Genomic DNA, 17,243 nt, shown 5'->3' on the forward strand with positions numbered 1-17,243 from the left:
TTTTCTTGGTATTAACCATATGACTTCCCAAGCTTTTAATGTTCAGCCTATCCAAGCCAGCAACCGCGAACAACTGAGGGGGTTATTGGCGGCTTTTGGAACCGTTGCTATTTGGTCGAGTTATTTTTTATCTCTAAAACTCGGTGCGTTGTCACCGTTATCAACATTCGATTTATCCCTGCTTCGCTTTGGCATCCCGGCACTTTTGCTCATTAGAATCTTTTGGAAGGCACTACCTAGTTATAAACAAACCCCTTGGGTTTACAGGCTTGGTATTATTTTAGGTGGCGGCTTGCCTTTTTTTGTCGTCTCGGCCAGTGCGATGAAAGCTTCTGGCGTATTATTTGGCAGCACATTAATACCAGGCGTTGCGCCATTATTCGTGACTTTGTTGGCCGTGACCTTGTTTAAACAGCCTCTACCTAAGAAACGACTGGCGGGTTTAGCGGCAATTTTAGTTGGAACCATGGCATTGCTTGCCGGGGCGTGGTTTCAAGGGAGTGTTAGTATTTTTATAGGCGCAAGTTTGTTCGTTGTTTGCGCCTTTTCTTGGGCATTGTTTACATTGAGTGTTCGACAAAGCCAACTCAAACCATTGCAGGTTTCAGCTCTCGCGGCTGTCCCCAATGGTATGTTAATGCTTGCACTATTCGCCGTTTATTCACCAACGTCAATGTTGTTCCAAATACCTACGTCAGAACTGATCGCGCAGGCATTTACTCAAGGCATATTGGTGGGTATTTGTTCAGGGTTACTTTACAGTTTGGCTATCAGCAAGTTAGGGGCAGAAAAAACATCCGCCATCGGATCTCTAACCCCACTGGTGTCAACATTATTAGCCGTTATTATTTTACACGAAGCACTCGATATAATACCGGTGTTAGGGTTATGCTTAGTCGCAACGGGCGTTCTGCTCACTAGCCGTGTAAAAACTACTTAAATCGGAGACTTTCATGTTTCAGGCAATTCCAACCCCAAAGGGTGACCCTATTCTTTCATTGATCACCGAATTTCGAAATGACCCTCGAGATCAAAAAATTGATTTAGGCATTGGGGTGTATAAGGATGATCACGGCATTACTCCCGTAATGCAGGCCGTGACGTTAGCCGAGCAAGTGTTGTTAAACGCCAACGGTACAAAAAGCTACCAAGGCCTGACCGGCGATGAACAATATAACGAATCGATTACCCAATTGTTACTTTCAGGAACATCCGCTTTAGACCGGTGCGCAACATTGCAAACCCCAGGTGCGAGTGGCGCTTTACGAATGCTGGCGGACTTAATCGCTGACACGGCACCAAACAGTACGGTTTGGATCAGCAACCCATCCTATGTCAACCATCGCCCAATTATGGAAAAGGCCGGATTAACGGTGAAAGAATATAGCTATTTAGACGCTCAAACAAAAGCGGTAGACGAAGACGCTATGTTGGCTCAATTTGCTGCGCTGGGCTCGAACGATGTGGTGTTATTACACGGCTGCTGCCACAACCCAAGTGGAGCCGATATGTCATTAGAGGCTTGGCAAAAAATAGCCGAACTGGCAAACAAACAAGGGTTTCTTCCGTTTATCGACATTGCCTACCAAGGGTTAGGGGATGGCTTAGAAGAAGATACGAAAGGGTTGCACATTATCGCGAACCAAGTTGATGAATTTGTCATCTCTACTTCTTGCTCGAAAAATTTTGGCTTGTACCGCGAACGTACGGGTGCAGCCTTAATCGTAAGTAACACTTTAACAGCGGCCATGAACAGCCGAGCAAAAATGTGTGAACTTGCCCGAGGATCCTATTCAATGCCACCAGCACACGGTGCAGCCGTAGTCGATACCATTTTACGTGATGACAACCTAAACGCTATTTGGCGTAAAGAGTTAACCGCGATGAATACCCGTGTAAACGGATTACGCGCAGCGTTAGTGCAAGAGTTTCAAGCAGCCACCCAATCTAATCGATTCGATTACTTTGGTGAGCACAAAGGAATGTTTACCTTGACTTGCATCAGCAACGAACATATTGCTCAACTCAAAGAGCAATTTGGTATTTATATTGTCGGCGGAGGCCGAATCAACGTTGCAGGGCTAAACCAATCTCAAGTAAAACCGTTAGTCGAGGCATTTGTAAGCATTGGTGCTTAAAACGAACAAACCTACATTAGGGCTGCTGGCTATGGTGCCCATTGCCAGCTTGTTCTTTGTTGGCGGCCCATCGGCGGCGGCTTTACCTTGGTTCCGATACGCTTGGAATTTAGGGCACATAGGTTTCTTCTTTATAGCCACTTGGGCTTTTTGCTCAGTCGCTCCTCTCTGGAGTCGAGACAAACCTTGGCGGTATTTAGCCGCCATTGCCATAGCCAGCCTATTGATTGAATCAATTCAGTTTACTATTGGCCGAAACCTAAGCTTAATGGATATTGCTCGCAACATAACGGGTGCCGCCTTAGCGTTATCGATTACTCTCAAAGATAGAGCCCCTAAAGCCATGTTTATGGCAGGCTTGGTGTTTGTACTGATCGATTTCAGTTTGTTCACCAAAGTGGCTATTCAAGACTGGCACTACCAGCACCGTCATCCCATTATTGAAAATTTTGAAACCTCTCAATTTTTATCTTTCTGGCCAAAACACATAACTCAACAATCTAGAGAAGTGTTAGAAGGTAACTATGCAGGGTACGTAAGGTTAACGGCGGGGAAGTTTTCAGGAATTCAGGTATCACCAGTGTTACGAGATTGGTCGGCCTACCGGGCTATTCAAGTGGCCATTTTCAACAGCCAATCGTTCGAACGACCCATCACGATTCGTATGCACGATGTTTTGCACGAGCAGTCTGATCAAAAATATGCCGATCGCTTTAATCGAACCGTGATGTTGCAACCGGGGTGGAATAAGCTATCACTTGCACTGACTGACGTTGAAAAAACCACCAGTGGCCGAGTAATGGATGTATCGAACATGCATCAAATTGGTATTTTTTATTCTGGCTTAGAACAAGACGACTACCTCATTCTAGATGATATTCGCCTTATTCCTTAGCTTTCCTGTGACGGCTTTAAGTACTTTTGGTAGTACCACATCAGTAAAGGCACTTCGATGACGCCACTCACCAACAACGTGAACCAAAACCAGTTCATTTGAAGCCCAAGAAAACTAAAAAGAACGTCACTGCCCCAATATTTTTGAGCAACGGCCACAAAGATAAAGCCGGTTACACATATATCGCAGTAAGTGACTCGCTCAAAACTATGGCCCGCTATCTTAGGATAAATCAATGTGTACGCGGCCAAAAAAGTCAGTGCTACCAGCATTATTATAGAAAATTCAGAACCCATTTCACCCTCTTGCTTTGATCACTTATTGCCTATTTTTAAGCTAAGCCTGCGTCTTCACTACTAACAACCGTGACACCCTGTTCATTAACGTCATAATAAAAACAATCTCGACGATTGGTGTGACATGCAGGTCCTTCTTGATCAACCAACAGCAATAAGGCATCGCCGTCGCAATCGGCACGCATACTTTTTAACAATTGGCGATGACCAGAACTTTCGCCTTTACGCCAATAGGTTTGACGAGATCGAGACCAGTAACACACCTGCTGAGTCGCCAGTGTTTCACGCAGTGATTTTTCATTCATCCATGCCATCATCAAGACTTCTTTCGAATCATGCTGTTGAGCAATGGCCGGTATCAAACCATCGGCATTGAATACTAAGTTCGAGATGAACTCATCTAGATTTAAGGTTGAACCCTCACTGAGTGATTCCCATTGCTTTAACATGCATTGCCCTTTTTGACGGTTTGGATTAAAGCACGAAGTATAATACCAGTGGCAAGGTAACAACAGTCGCCGCATTGGCGAATAATACGATAGCCGCAACTTTATCTGGTTCTTGATTATACTTTTCTGCGATTAAAAAGTTTAAAACTGCTGGAGGCAACGCTGCAAACAGCCAGATCATTTTTTGTTGCGTTTCAGGCAGAGGAATAAACGTTGCTAAGGGTGCGGCTACCAAAAGCCCTAATACGGGTGCAGCAACAGCGCCCAACATTCCTAACTTCCAACCCCTGATATCTAAACTTACCAACCTAACGCCTAAGGAAAACAACAATAATGGCACGGCCACATTGCCTAATAGCCGAAGGGACTCGACCACCCAAAAAGGCAATTGAACATTAAACAAAGACAAGCCTAGGCCAATGGCGGTAGCGATAATCATGGGTTGCTTTAAGAACGCAAACGATCGGTCTTTCGCACTGATGATCCAAATACCTGTTGTAAAATGCAACGTATTTTCGACTATAAAAATAATGATAATCGCGGGCAAAAATTCTTCGCCAAAAGTAAACAGCAATAAAGGTATCCCTACATTGCCGCTATTTTTAAACATCATTGGTGGCACAAATGTTTTTGCATCAATATGAAGCAGTTTCGACAAGCCAAAAGCCGCAACCCCGGGCACCATCGTAATTAAAAATGCCACCAGTATGAGCGAACCATAATCAGGTAGGTTAATTTTTTGCTCAGCAAAGACACTGATAATCAGTAACGGAACGAACACGTCTAAATTTATGGCATTTACTGTTTCCATGGCCGGCTTGCGGGCACGGCTATATAAATACCCAACCAACACTGCTATGAATATGGGTGCAACTATTTCAAAAATTCGGAACATCATAAGGTGGAAATTCTCTGATTCATTTGGCGTAAACTAGGGTACCGCACACAGCCATTTATGAAATGCGACTAAAGTACCCCACTCCCTTGTTTTAACGTGCTAAAAAGCCCTTTAATCGAGCAACGGCCTCCGTCAATCGATCAACGCCTACAGTGTAGGCAAGCCGAGCTGTGGTATTTGGGCTTGGACCTCCGAAATCGGCTCCTGGTGCTAAGGCGACGCCTGTTTCATTCAACACCTGTTCGCACCATTGCAGTGAATCCTGAGTGTAAGGAGATACATCTAAATACAAGTAAAAGGCACCATCTGGGTTTGCCAGAATATTTAAACCTATTTCGGGCAGTGCTTGTGTTAGGTAATCGCGTCTTTTTCGCAGTTCATCGCGTTTTTCAAAACTTTCGCGCTCTACGTCTTCGTCAAAACACCTTAGAGCGGCATATTGAGCAACCGATGAAGCCGAAAGATAAAGGTTTTGCGCAATACGTTCGCATGCATCAATTGCGTTCTCTGGAACCACCAGCCAGCCTAATCGCCAGCCGGTCATGCCATAAAACTTTGAAAAAGATTGCACCACCCAAGCATTGTTATCGGCTTCTAATGCCGTAGGCGCCAGGCCATCAAAGCTTAACCCGTGGTATATTTCATCGGCAATGAGTGCCAACCCATTGTTTTGGCAAAAGCTCGATAACGCCTGCCACTGCTCTAAAGTTTGTACACTGCCCAGAGGGTTACTCGGTGACGCCACCAGCAAGGCTTTCGATTTTTCTGACACCGCACTTTGTAAGGCTTGTTGTGTCAAAGCCATGTTATTGCTTTCATCCATATATACCGCTTCGCTGGTCGCATCTACCATGTGCAGCAAATTTGAATTACAGGGGTAGCCGGGTTCGGGTAACAGCACTACATCCCCAGAATCTATCAAGGCTAAAAAGGCCAACTGCAATGCAGCAGAGCCGCCTGGGGTTACTATGATGCGGGCGGGGTCGATGGTTAAACCGTGCCAGCGTAGATAGCGTTGAGCAATTTTCTGCTTTAATGGCGCTAAGCCAGTGCTTGAAATATAACCTTGGGCGTCATTTTTTAAAGATTCACTTGCTGCTTTTAAAATGGCCGGAGAAGCTGAAAAATCGGGCTCCCCAACGAACAATCGAATAACGTCTTTGCCTTGGGATTCGAGTGCCACGACTTGCTTCAACACTTGAATCACTTGAAAAGGGCTAATGTGCTGACAGCGTTTGGCAAGCTGCATAGAAAAAATCCTTTCATGTTAATATGATGTCATTTTTACCATAGTAACTAATTCTAAAGGTCAATTCATTGAGAAACTACCGAGGTCGCTTTGCTCCAACGCCTTCAGGTCCGCTTCATTTCGGGTCATTATTTGCGGCTGTTGTTAGCTATTTAGAGGCTAAACACCATCACGGCCAATGGTTAGTGCGAATTGACGATATCGACCCTCCCAGAGAACAACCCGGTGCCAGTAAAAGTATTTTAAAAACATTAGAAGCACATGGATTGTGCTGGGATGAGCCTGTAGTTTATCAAAGCAAGCAAAGTGAACTTTATGAATCTCGGTTAGCCGAGCTTTACAGCCAAGACGCACTTTTTTGGTGTCAGTGTTCACGTAAATCCTTAGCGAACCATATTATTTATCCAGGTACCTGTCGAATTCACAAGCAGCCAGTGGAACAGAGTGCCATTCGAGTTCGCGTCGAATCAGAACAGGATACGTTTCATGATTTATTTCAAGGATTGCAAACCTGTAACCCTAAATTAGACTTTGGAGATGTCATCCTAAAGCGCAAAGATGGCCTGTATGCTTATCAACTGGCGGCAGCGGCAGACGATGTCGCTTCTGGAATAACACACGTGATACGTGGCATTGATTTGTTGCCCTCGACCTGGTGGCAGAGAACCTTGATGCAACTCTGGCATGAGCCGCCCCCAAGCTATGGGCATTTTGCGGTGATTCATTCAGCGGACTCCGACCAAAAGCTCAGCAAACAAAATTTAGCCTCGGCTATTGTTAATCAGCGTGCCGAAGAAAATCTACAGGCTGTTTTTTCATTGTTAGGACTAAATATCGAGCCGGCAAACTGTGAACTAATGCTTAGGCAAGCTGTGTCGCTGTATCAAAGTCATAATTTAACTAAAAAACACATACTCAGGGTTACTAATTTGGTCTAGACTGAACATAAACAATGATAATTGGCCAATATGATAGGCATTCGTCAGAGTCTTATTCGAACCTTTATGCTTTACATCACGTTAGCGGCTTTTTGCGCGTTGCTGGCATTGATGACGGCACAGTATTATTCGCTTAAACCCATTCTAGAACGAACACGTGACAACAGCATTGAAGCGTCGCTTGAAAATATGGCACCCCTTATCGCTCGTTCACTTTGGTTTTTTGATGAAGAGGCGATCATCAGATCCGCCGAAGCCGTTTTAAGAGACCAGTTTATTATGGGAGTCAGTGTGAATGATCATAAAGAACTCTATGATTTAAGATTAGGAGACCTGTCAGAAAGTACAACCATTTACCCACAAATTGATGCACTAACTAAAATTGTCGAGAAACACCAAATTATTTATAAGGTGCCACTACTGGTAGAGCAATTTGGGAAAGAAACCATAAATGTGGGCACCTTGGTGGTTTTCTGTAAAAACGACCTTCTCAATGAAAGGATTTTTGACATTGCCAAAGTTAGCTTGCTAATCAGCGTAATTGTCATTGCTGCATTACAAATTACCGTAGGGTTGATCACTCGAAATGTCATTGCCAAACCGCTAGAGTCCATTACAACCCATGTATCTAAAAACATGCAATCTATCGATTCTGACAATATGGAAGAGCAACAAAGCTTAGAAGGCCGCAGAGATGAAATTGGCCGCCTCTACCACGAATTCAATGCTCAACACCAAGCATTACTCGAAAGGGATAGAAACTTAGTCCACTATCAGTCAAAACTCGAGCAAGTTGTTGAGCAGCGAACAAATGAGTTGAGTACCACCAATAAAGAATTGTCTCAATCACTCGAACGTTTACAAATTGCACAAAAAGAGCTCATTCAACAAGAAAAACTGGCGTCTTTAGGCGCTTTGGTCAGCGGCATTGCACACGAGGTAAACACCCCTTTAGGCGTGGCTATTACAGCAACCAGCCATTTAGCTGAAGAGATTAAACTGATCAACCAATGTTTCACACAAGACAATCTTACCAAATCAAATTTGGTAGAATTCTTAACCACTTGTTCCGAGACAGAAGCGCTTCTAACAAACAATTTAAATCGAGCCGGAAACCTCATTCAGTCCTTCAAAAAAGTGGCTGTTGATCAAGCCAGCGATGAAAAGCGCTTGTTCAGCCTGTATCAATACACCGAAGAAATCATTACTTCTTTAAGCCCAACCTTACGAAAATCGAAAGTACGCATTGAGAACAACCTACAAAAAGACATTACGCTGTACTCCTATGCTGGGGCCTTTTCTCAAGTGCTGACAAATTTAATCTCTAACTCATTGATTCATGGTTTTAGCAACGGGAAATTAGAGGGTAGCATCACGCTGACATCGGTTGATCACGAAGACTACTGCACCATCACCTATGAAGATAACGGTAAGGGTATGAGTGATGAAACACTCCGATACATATACGACCCGTTTTTTACCACCACACGAGCAGAAGGTGGCAGCGGGCTTGGCATGAATATCGTCTATAATTTAATAACCTCTAAGCTAGATGGTATGGTAGAAACTAAAAGCAGTGTGGGTGAAGGCATAAGAGTGACCATGACGTTAAAAAAACAAAAATATAAACCCGAGGGTAGTGAGCATGAGTGATAAGTTAGTATTTGCCGATGAAGCCCAAGACACCGAAGCGCCACCTAAAATCCGCAAACCTTGGAAAGTGCTCATCGTCGATGATGATGAAGAAGTGCACAGCATTACTAAACTGGCACTGCGAAACTTTACCTTCGATGATCGCCCTTTGCAGTTTATCCATGCTTATTCCGGTGAAGAAGGCATTGAGCAACTGAGCGTACATAAAGATGTGGCCGTATGCTTACTCGATGTTGTGATGGAGACTGAACACGCGGGGCTCGAAACCGCGAGCCGTATACGGAATGAGTTGAAAAATGCCTTTATTCGGATCGTGTTGAGAACGGGTCAGCCAGGGCAAGCTCCTGAAGAAACCATCATAGCGCAATATGACATCAACGATTACAAAGAAAAAACCGAGCTCACACGCGGCAAGCTTCATACATTGATGTATTCGTGTTTACGCAGCTACCGTGACATTATCTCACTCGAACGCTCTCGTCGGGGGTTAGAACGAATACTCGAGTGCTCTACTGAGTTGCAGCAAAAAACGTATTTAAAAGACTTCGCGCGCGGCATTTTAGAGCAAATTGCAGCCGTTATATCCCAAGAAGAAGACGCTATTTACGCTAAATCTCACGGGGTTGCAGCTTTTGACAATACAGGTGATTTAAAAGTGATCGCGGGTACGGGCGAATTTACAGAATGCGAAGATAAAGACGCCGTTACCATTATTCCAGAAGAGTTTTCAGATTTACTGCATAGCGATGAAATAGGCTTTAAATCGCAACTGACTAAGTCGGGATTTGTGTGCATTAACCGAACCAATGCACAACATATGGGCGTTTTGTATTTGAGAGATTTAAAGACTCGCAATGAACTCGAAACCAATTTATTACAGATGTTTTGCCGCAATGCTTTAACGGCTTTTGAAAACATATCGTTGCGAACCTTACTTGAAGACAGCCAACGAGAGATTGTATATATTTTAGGCGATGCGGTTGAACATCGCTCAAAAGAAACGGGTTTGCACTTAAAAAGAGTCGCTGAAATTGCTTACCTTTTGGCTAGAAAAGTCGGTCTGCCTAAAGAACAAGCGCAGTTTATTCGAGAAGCCGCACCGCTGCACGACTTAGGTAAGATTTCTGTTCCCGATCATATTTTAAACAAAACCGATAAGCTCGACGAACAAGAATGGGATGTAATGCGTTCACATGCCCAAGTGGGCTACGAAATGCTTAAGAACTCAGATAAACCCCTCCTCAAATTAGGAGCCGAAATAGCGCGAGACCACCATGAACGCTGGGATGGTACAGGATACCCGGCTGGCAGCGCAGGCGAAGACATCAGTATTTCTGGCCGCATAACAGCCATTGCTGATGTTTTTGATGCCCTTTGCTCTCGTCGAGTTTATAAAGAAGCTTGGGATATGCAACGCGTAGAAGAGTATTTTCAACTGCAGCGAGGGCTGCATTTTGACCCCAATTTAGTGGATATTCTATTTGATAATCTTGATGAATTTACCGCAATTCAAAGCCGCTACAAAGACATATACAACTCATCGGAAGATTAACGGATTTATGAATCTATAAATCTTCCTTTAAAAGTCTTACACTGGCCGCTGAAATTATTAAATTCGGCGTGCCAGAATGCTGCTCAAGCTCCTAATATTACCGATTTATTTATTGTTACCCTTTACCCTCTACTTATTCGACAACCTCAGTTTTTGGCTGTTGCCTTTTGCGATTTGGCTTGCGCTTATTCTAATTAATGCTGCCATTGAAAATTATAGGAATGACCCACAATGAATTTTGCATGGGGCACCCTCGTTTTAGTCGCACTTGCCTATCTAGGGGTGTTATTGCTCACGGCTTACCTAGCTGAGCGAGGAAAAATACCCAATAAATTGCTTAAGCACCCAATTGTTTATGTGCTGGCATTCGGTGTGAGTTGCAGTTCTTGGGCATACTACGGCAGTGTGGGAATGGCCGTTGAGTTAAAGCACGGCTACTTGGTGTTTTATATTGGTTTGTCCGTACTGTTACTGTTTTCGGCGATGATTATTCGGCCCTTATTTAAGCTCTCCAACGAATACCAGTTATCCTCCCTGCCCGATCTATTTGCGTTTCGTTATCGCTCTCGCTGGGTAGGCTTGATCACTTCTCTCGGTGTGCTCATGGCACTTCTTCCGTTACTCGTGTTGCAACTACAAGCCATAACCGACGTCATTGTAATACTGGACCCAGATGCCAATACCTTATTTATCGCCGGGCTCATTAGCCTTATTTTGCTTTACATCACCGTGTTATTTGGTACAAGGCAAGTCAAACCCAGCGAAAAACATCCCGGTTTAATTTTCGCTTTGGCAATTGAAGCTTTGTTTAAGTTGATTGTTTTTGTATTGATTGGTGCCATTGCGTTGATGCAACTGGGCGATACACCGGCCGAAATTCAACAATGGATTCAATTTGCCCCCGCAAATTTAAGCAGTTTCAACACACGAATTGACCCTGTTCAGTGGTTTTCGTTACTTTTAATTTTCACCACCGCACCGCTGGTTTTGCCACATCTATTTCAGATTCTGTTTAAAGAAAGTTCACAGCCCCAGCATTTGCGCATTATAACTTGGGCCGCACCGCTTTATTTATTATTAATGGCGTTGCCAGTATTGCCTATATTATGGGCTGGCTCACGTTTAGGTGTCGAAGTGAGCCCTGAATATTTCACCATTGGGTTAGGACTGGCTCTTGAAAGCCCTGCCCTCGTTTGGCTTACCTATTTAGGCGGGCTATCGGCTGCGGCCGGCATCACCATTATTGCGTCTTTATCTTTATCGAGCATGTTGCTGAACCACGTGATAATGCCGTTTTCTACGCCCAATACCGATGTCGATATATACAAGTGGCTTATTTGGATGCGAAGAATATTAATCGCATGCGTTTTCGGTGCAACCTTTGCGTTCTACATCTTTTTGAATCAGATTCAAAACCAAACCACCTTGTTAATGACCTCGTTTACGGGGCTTTCTCAAATGCTTCCAGGTTTAATTGGCTTACTCTTTTGGAGCCATGCTAATCGCAAAGGCTTTATCGCTGGCACATTGGTGGGCTTAATTACTTGGGGCACCTTGCAGTTTTGGCCAATTTTAACCGACAGTATTCAACTCACCACTCGCTTACCCATTCACTTTGCTTTCGATCGGGACGCTTGGACACACATTATTTTACTTTCAGTTAGCGCGAATGCCCTCACCTTTTTTGTGGTATCACTGCTGACCAAAACATCGGCGGTTGAAAAAAATTCCGCTGAAATCTGCGTGATCACTCGTATAGATCGCCGTCAAAGATTGCCGTTGCAGGCCAAAAATGCACGTGAGTTTACCGCAGCATTGAGTAAGCCTTTGGGGCAAGTTATGGCCGAACAAGAGGTTAATCGAGCGCTTAAGAAGTTAAAGCTCAACCTCAGTGAATACCGCCCATACGCGCTACGTCGCTTGCGTGATACCATCGAAGCAAACTTATCTGGCATGATGGGGCCTTCGGTCAGCACAGCATTAGTCAGCCGCTACCTACCCTACGAAGACGATCATCGCGGTGAAAGCGACGATATACATTTCTTGGAACAAAACCTAGATAACTACCACTACCAGTTGTCGGGAATGTCTGCAGAGCTGGATCGCTTGCGCCGACACCATCGTGAAACGCTTTACCGGCTCCCGATTGGTGTTTGTTCACTGACTCAAGATGGCGAAATTCTGCTCTGGAACGAGCTCATGGCCAGCCTAACGGGCATCAACGAAAAAGACGCAATTGGCGCGAAAATAGAATCGTTACCTGGTGAGTGGTACGACTTACTTGACCGTTTCTTAAAAGGTAATGAAACCAAGGTTGTCATCGAGCAAGAAGGGGTAGACCCACATCAAGGTACTCGTTGGTTTAGTTTACATCGAACTCGATTCGACCACCGCAGCGATGACCTAAATGAAGGTACCGTCATTTTATTAGAGGACGAAACTGAACATAAAATGCTCGAGGCTGAGTTGCTGCATTCGGAGCGGCTAGCGAGTATTGGCCGTTTAGCCGCTGGCGTGGCACATGAAATTGGCAACCCGATTACAGGCATTGACTGTTTAGCGCAAGATCTAAAATACGTTGATGACCCGGCTGAAAAGGTGGTCATTGCTGAGCAAATTCGACAGCAGGCCGATCGTGTCACAAAAATTGTACGCTCGTTGGTCAATTTTGCTCACGCTGGGCAAGATTCGAGTATGAATAGCCACAAACCCCACTCTATCCATCAAATTGTCCAAGACGCTATCGATTTGTTGTCTCTCAATAGAGACTCAAGCCAAGTGATATTTATCAACGATGTTGAAAAGCACTTAGAAGTTATGAGTGAACCGCAACGGCTAGCCCAAGTGTTTATCAACCTGTTGGGGAATGCTCGTGACGCTTCTAATGATAACGATCCTGTCAGCGTTGAATCCGAAGTCGATGGCGAATCGGTGATTATAACGGTAACGGATCAGGGCAGCGGAATCGAAAAGGCCGTTCTAGACCATATTTTTGATCCTTTTTTCACCACCAAAGAAGTGGGTAAAGGAACCGGTCTAGGGCTATTTTTAGCGTACACGATTGTAGAAGAGCATTATGGACAAATAAGTGTACAGTCGCCGGTTTTAGTCGATAAGGGTATTGGCACTCGCTTTACGATTCGGTTACCCTTACATAATTCTGTTACCTCTGGTAACAACTAACACTGTTTTCATTGGTCTGAGATGACCCTGCTTGGAGTAAAAGCATGCATTCTATTCTCATCGTAGAGGACGAGAGCATCATCCGCACGGCCCTAAAGCGTTTATTAGAGCGCAATAGTTACCGTGTCACCGAAGCTGAATCGGTCACTGAGGCCAGCCAGCACGATTTGAACCAGTTCGATTTAATCATCTCCGATTTACGCTTGCCTGGCGCACCCGGCACAGAATTAATTACCATGGCGAAACAAACGCCTGTGTTAATCATGACCAGCTACGCCAGCATGCGCTCCGCCGTAGACGCCATGAAGCTTGGCGCTGTAGATTACATTGCCAAACCCTTTGATCACGAAGACATGATACGCACGGTGCGGCGAGTAATAGAAGACACCTCAAAAAGCACCGGTTTTCAGGGTTTAGACCTTACCGAAGGCGAAGACCCTGCCGAAATTAAAGTCCCTCAGAAAGATGGCATCATTAATGTCATGGGTGATTTAGTGGGCAGTTGCGAGCCCATGCAAAAGTTTTATCGCCGCATTTTAAGAGTAGCTCCTGCAGATATTACCGTTCTAATACAGGGTGAATCGGGGACTGGTAAAGAACTGGCTGCTCGTGCGGTTCATCAACACAGTCCTCGAAAAGATGCTCCGTTGATAAACGTCAATTGTGCTGCCATTCCTGAAAGCTTGATCGAATCTGAATTATTTGGACACGAGAAAGGCTCCTTTACGGGCGCAACATCGGCTCGTCAGGGTTTAGTAGAAGCCGCGGAAGGTGGAACCCTTTTTCTTGATGAAATTGGTGAGCTTCCGATGGAAGCCCAAGCGCGATTGCTGAGAGTAATTCAAGAAAGTGAAGTTCGGCGAGTGGGTTCAGTGCATTCGCGTAAGGTAAATGTTCGGCTAGTGGCCGCTACCCACCGAAATTTAAAACAATTAGTGAAAGAAAACCGGTTCCGTGAAGATTTATATTATCGTCTTCAAGTGATTGAACTCGCATTACCACCTTTGCGAGAACGCGGCAAAGACGTCCTCGAAATCGCCAACTACCTCATTGACAAGCATGCCCGCCGACTACACATAGACAGTCCAATTAAACTGAGCAAAGCCGCAAAAGATAAAATGGTGGCTTATGACTGGCCTGGCAATGTTCGTGAACTGGAGAACTCCATTCAACGCTCGCTTATATTAGCCGATGACGGTGTTATCGACGTTGAAAACCTAGGCATCAATACCGATGATTGGAACATACCCGATACTCTCGCGACCCCGGATGCGCCAATCACCCCCGAGCCGAAAGCGGCAGAACCGCCAACAGACGCCGAAAAAACAGATGAAGAAGATTTATCTCTTGAAGACTACTTTCAACACTACGTTGTTGAACATCAAGATGAAATGTCTGAAACCGACCTCGCCCAAAAGCTTGGTATTAGCCGCAAGTGCTTATGGGAAAGAAGACAACGGTTAGGCATTCCAAGGCCCAAAAAGACAGCTAAAGGGTAATTTAGAACGGTGTCTATATGGGCACCCGCTTGCTCCGGGCTTCGGGCTGTATCAAAATATTTGCTAATTCAACTTTCGCTTTTCCGCACTGGCTAGATTCTTGTTTTTATTCGTTTTTTTACCATTCAACTTCCCTTGTAAATTCAGTAGGTAACAAACCTGTTACGTTCGTTACTTTTTTGCAACCTGAGGTAACATTTCTATTGACATACTCTGTACATATTTTGACCTTACTGTCGTAACCTCTTGTTTTATAAGGAGAATTAAAAGTTGGCACAGGCTTCGCTATAACCATGGGGCAAGCAGGTAAGCCAGAAAACAAAAATAAAAAAGGCAACCTTGATGGCAGCCCCACCTAAAAATAAAAATAAGGGGCCGCTAATAAGAATTAGGTAAACATAATAAAAATTATAAATAACAAGAATAATAAGCCAGACACCACCTGCGAAAGTGCTGTTACGGCCGGCGAGAACGCCGGCTGGCTCATCTCTTGGGTCCTTATCCCCTCTGCGCTAGATTACCTCTTAAAAATTCTATACACTGCGCGCTCCGCGGAATACCCGAATCAATATAGAATATTTATCATAAATGGTAGTTAATTGGTTAAAGCGCTGGTTAAAGAAACCAGCTACAAGTGATGCATTAGTAAGCATCAGTCGAGATGAGCACGAAGTATCGCGTCGTGGCATCAGTCACAATGCCCTAAAAGTTCTATACCGGCTTCAAAATTCTGGCCACGAGGCTTACCTCGTTGGTGGTTGCGTGCGTGACCTACAATTAGACTTATCCCCGAAAGACTTTGATGTCGCTACTGATGCCACGCCTGAGCAAGTGCGAAAACTGTTCAGTAACTCTCGTATCATTGGTCGTCGCTTCCGTATTGTCCACGTCACTTTTGGGCGTGAAATCATTGAAGTTACCACCTTTCGCGGTAAAGCTGATGAAGCCGACTCTGATCAAAAGCAATCAGCTGAAGGCATGTTACTTCGCGACAATGTCTATGGTGATTTAGAAGACGATGCTCGCCGTCGTGATTTCACTATTAATGCCATGTATTACACACCCAAAGATTTTTCTATTAAAGCCTACCCTATCGGCATGCAAGATTTAGCCAATAAGGTGATTCGCATCATTGGCGATGCCGAAACTCGCTACCGAGAAGACCCAGTGCGAATGTTACGTGCAGTGCGCTTTGCGGGTAAGTTAGGCTTTGATATTGAACCAAAAACTGCAAAACCTATATACGAAGTGGCACCGTTGCTGACGCACATTGCACCTGCGCGTTTATTTGATGAAGTTGTTAAGCTGCTCATGAGCGGAAATGGCTTAAAAACCTGGCAGCTTATGCAACAATACGGTTTATTAGAGCCTTTACTGCCTCAAACCTACGAAGTGCTTAAAGCAAGCCAAGATGATTATTACCAACGTTTTATCGACCAGGCACTGACAAATACCGATGCTCGCATCAACGCTCGCAAAGCGGTGACGCCTGCATTTTTGTATGCTGCGCTGCTATGGCCTGCGGTTCGTGAACAGGCTTTGCACAACATTACCATGGGTACTCCTGAAGTACCGGCTTGGCAAAAAGCCATGGGCCAAGTGCTATCGCGGCAAGTTAAAACAGTCGCTATTCCCAAACGTTTCTCTATTCCCATGAAAGAAATTTGGGAACTGCAATTAAGATTGCCTAAACGACGTGGGTTACGCGCCGAACAACTGTTAGCGCACCCAAGATTTAGAGCGGCTTACGATTTTTTATTACTCAGAGAAAGTGCCGGTGAGCAGCTCGAAGATTTAGGTAAATGGTGGACAGATTACCAAGAGCGTAATCCAGATCAACGCGCCAATATGCGTACGGTTTTGGGTCAACAAAATGGGCCTAAAAAGCGACGTCGCCGCAAACCAAGTAATACCAAGAAACAGGCCGATTAACCATGGCTCGTATCGCCTATATCGCCTTAGGCAGCAATCTTGAAAGCCCAGTTCAGCAATTGCACTGGGCGTTTTCACAAATCTCTCTACTGCCCAACACCAGCTTAGAAACACAATCTTCGATGTACCAATCGGCCGCAATTGGTGGGCCCGAAGGTCAGCCAGATTACATAAACGCTGCCTGCAAAATTACCACCGATTTAAACTCGTATACACTGCTTAAACATTTGCAGGCCATTGAGCACGCTGCCGGCCGAGTGAGAGATGTTCGCTGGGGCCCTAGAACACTCGATTTAGATATAATTTGGATAGAGCATGAGTGTTCAGACGACCCGATATTGACCTTGCCCCACCCTAGAGCGCATCAACGAGCATTTGTTGTTTTACCATTGCTGGAAATAGGTGCAGACATTTCATTGGCTGGACACGATTTAGCGCACTGGCAAGTTGAAACCAGCGACCAGATCATTGAAATAATCGGCTAACTTTCAAGTTTAAATCACCACTAACTTGACTTATGTTCACACAATCGTAATCTTCCACGCTTTCAACAAAAAGAAG

General features: G+C 44.7%; 16 protein-coding genes. 12 read left to right on the forward strand and 4 right to left on the reverse strand.

The window, feature by feature from the left end; genetic code table 11:
• The first annotated feature begins 19 nt into the window (after positions 1 to 19).
• Genes QWZ13_RS16325 through QWZ13_RS16335 form a run of 3 tightly spaced genes read left to right on the forward strand, consistent with a single transcriptional unit; the run spans position 20 to position 3,033 of the window.
• Positions 20 to 940 (forward strand): DMT family transporter, encoded by a 921-nt coding sequence (locus tag QWZ13_RS16325; protein WP_290282709.1) that lies wholly within the window; start codon positions 20 to 22, stop codon positions 938 to 940.
• A 13-nt stretch (positions 941 to 953) separates the two neighbouring features.
• Positions 954 to 2,138, forward strand: a complete 1,185-nt coding sequence (locus tag QWZ13_RS16330; RefSeq protein ID WP_290282710.1) for an amino acid aminotransferase — start codon at positions 954 to 956, stop codon at positions 2,136 to 2,138.
• Entirely contained in the window at positions 2,128 to 3,033 is a 906-nt protein-coding gene (locus QWZ13_RS16335) for a VanZ family protein (protein WP_290282711.1), read from the forward strand. Before QWZ13_RS16330 ends, QWZ13_RS16335 begins: the two co-directional genes overlap by 11 nt.
• Here QWZ13_RS16335 and QWZ13_RS16340 read toward each other — a convergent pair.
• The 4 genes from QWZ13_RS16340 to QWZ13_RS16355 all read right to left on the reverse strand — a co-directional run bounded on the left by QWZ13_RS16340 (position 3,030) and on the right by QWZ13_RS16355 (position 5,925).
• Positions 3,030 to 3,329: a hypothetical protein gene (locus tag QWZ13_RS16340; RefSeq protein ID WP_290282712.1), complete on the reverse strand. Its 300-nt coding sequence runs from the start codon at positions 3,327 to 3,329 to the stop codon at positions 3,030 to 3,032. The genes QWZ13_RS16335 and QWZ13_RS16340 overlap by 4 nt on opposite strands.
• Positions 3,330 to 3,364: 35 nt before the next feature.
• Positions 3,365 to 3,778: a phosphoribosyl-AMP cyclohydrolase gene (gene hisI, locus QWZ13_RS16345; RefSeq protein ID WP_290283398.1), complete on the reverse strand. Its 414-nt coding sequence runs from the start codon at positions 3,776 to 3,778 to the stop codon at positions 3,365 to 3,367.
• A gap of 25 nt (positions 3,779 to 3,803) precedes the next feature.
• Entirely contained in the window at positions 3,804 to 4,676 is an 873-nt protein-coding gene (locus QWZ13_RS16350; protein ID WP_216000002.1) for an AEC family transporter, read from the reverse strand.
• Between the two features lie 91 nt (positions 4,677 to 4,767).
• Positions 4,768 to 5,925, reverse strand: coding sequence for an aminotransferase class I/II-fold pyridoxal phosphate-dependent enzyme (locus QWZ13_RS16355; RefSeq protein ID WP_290282713.1), 1,158 nt, complete (start codon positions 5,923 to 5,925; stop codon positions 4,768 to 4,770).
• Between the two features lie 68 nt (positions 5,926 to 5,993).
• On the opposite strand from QWZ13_RS16355, the gene gluQRS reads away from it, so the two are divergent.
• From gluQRS to folK, 9 genes are all read left to right on the forward strand, one after another.
• On the forward strand, positions 5,994 to 6,863 hold the full coding sequence (gene gluQRS / locus QWZ13_RS16360) for a tRNA glutamyl-Q(34) synthetase GluQRS (protein ID WP_290282714.1): 870 nt from the start codon (positions 5,994 to 5,996) through the stop codon (positions 6,861 to 6,863).
• 30 nt (positions 6,864 to 6,893) lie between these two features.
• Entirely contained in the window at positions 6,894 to 8,516 is a 1,623-nt protein-coding gene (locus QWZ13_RS16365) for a sensor histidine kinase (RefSeq protein ID WP_290283399.1), read from the forward strand.
• On the forward strand, positions 8,509 to 10,068 hold the full coding sequence (locus QWZ13_RS16370; RefSeq protein ID WP_290282715.1) for a response regulator: 1,560 nt from the start codon (positions 8,509 to 8,511) through the stop codon (positions 10,066 to 10,068). Before QWZ13_RS16365 ends, QWZ13_RS16370 begins: the two co-directional genes overlap by 8 nt.
• Positions 10,069 to 10,144: 76 nt before the next feature.
• Positions 10,145 to 10,303, forward strand: a complete 159-nt coding sequence (locus tag QWZ13_RS16375; protein ID WP_290282716.1) for a hypothetical protein — start codon at positions 10,145 to 10,147, stop codon at positions 10,301 to 10,303.
• Positions 10,300 to 13,251, forward strand: a complete 2,952-nt coding sequence (locus QWZ13_RS16380; protein ID WP_290282717.1) for an ATP-binding protein — start codon at positions 10,300 to 10,302, stop codon at positions 13,249 to 13,251. The genes QWZ13_RS16375 and QWZ13_RS16380 overlap by 4 nt, the downstream gene beginning before the upstream one ends.
• A 44-nt stretch (positions 13,252 to 13,295) precedes the next feature.
• A complete protein-coding gene (locus tag QWZ13_RS16385) occupies positions 13,296 to 14,750 on the forward strand; it encodes a sigma-54-dependent transcriptional regulator (RefSeq protein ID WP_290282718.1) in 1,455 nt (484 codons plus the stop codon).
• Positions 14,751 to 14,767: 17 nt separating this feature from the next.
• Positions 14,768 to 14,992 (forward strand): hypothetical protein, encoded by a 225-nt coding sequence (locus QWZ13_RS16390; RefSeq protein WP_290282719.1) that lies wholly within the window; start codon positions 14,768 to 14,770, stop codon positions 14,990 to 14,992.
• 346 nt (positions 14,993 to 15,338) lie between these two features.
• Positions 15,339 to 16,682 carry a polynucleotide adenylyltransferase PcnB gene (gene pcnB, locus QWZ13_RS16395; protein WP_290282720.1) on the forward strand — a complete coding sequence of 448 codons (1,344 nt, stop codon included), beginning with the start codon at positions 15,339 to 15,341 and terminating at the stop codon, positions 16,680 to 16,682.
• Between the two features lie 2 nt (positions 16,683 to 16,684).
• Positions 16,685 to 17,167, forward strand: coding sequence for a 2-amino-4-hydroxy-6-hydroxymethyldihydropteridine diphosphokinase (gene folK / locus QWZ13_RS16400; protein WP_290282721.1), 483 nt, complete (start codon positions 16,685 to 16,687; stop codon positions 17,165 to 17,167).
• Positions 17,168 to 17,243 lie beyond the last annotated feature (76 nt).

The organism is Reinekea marina, from assembly GCF_030409715.1.
Lineage (GTDB): Bacteria > Pseudomonadota > Gammaproteobacteria > Pseudomonadales > Natronospirillaceae > Reinekea > Reinekea marina.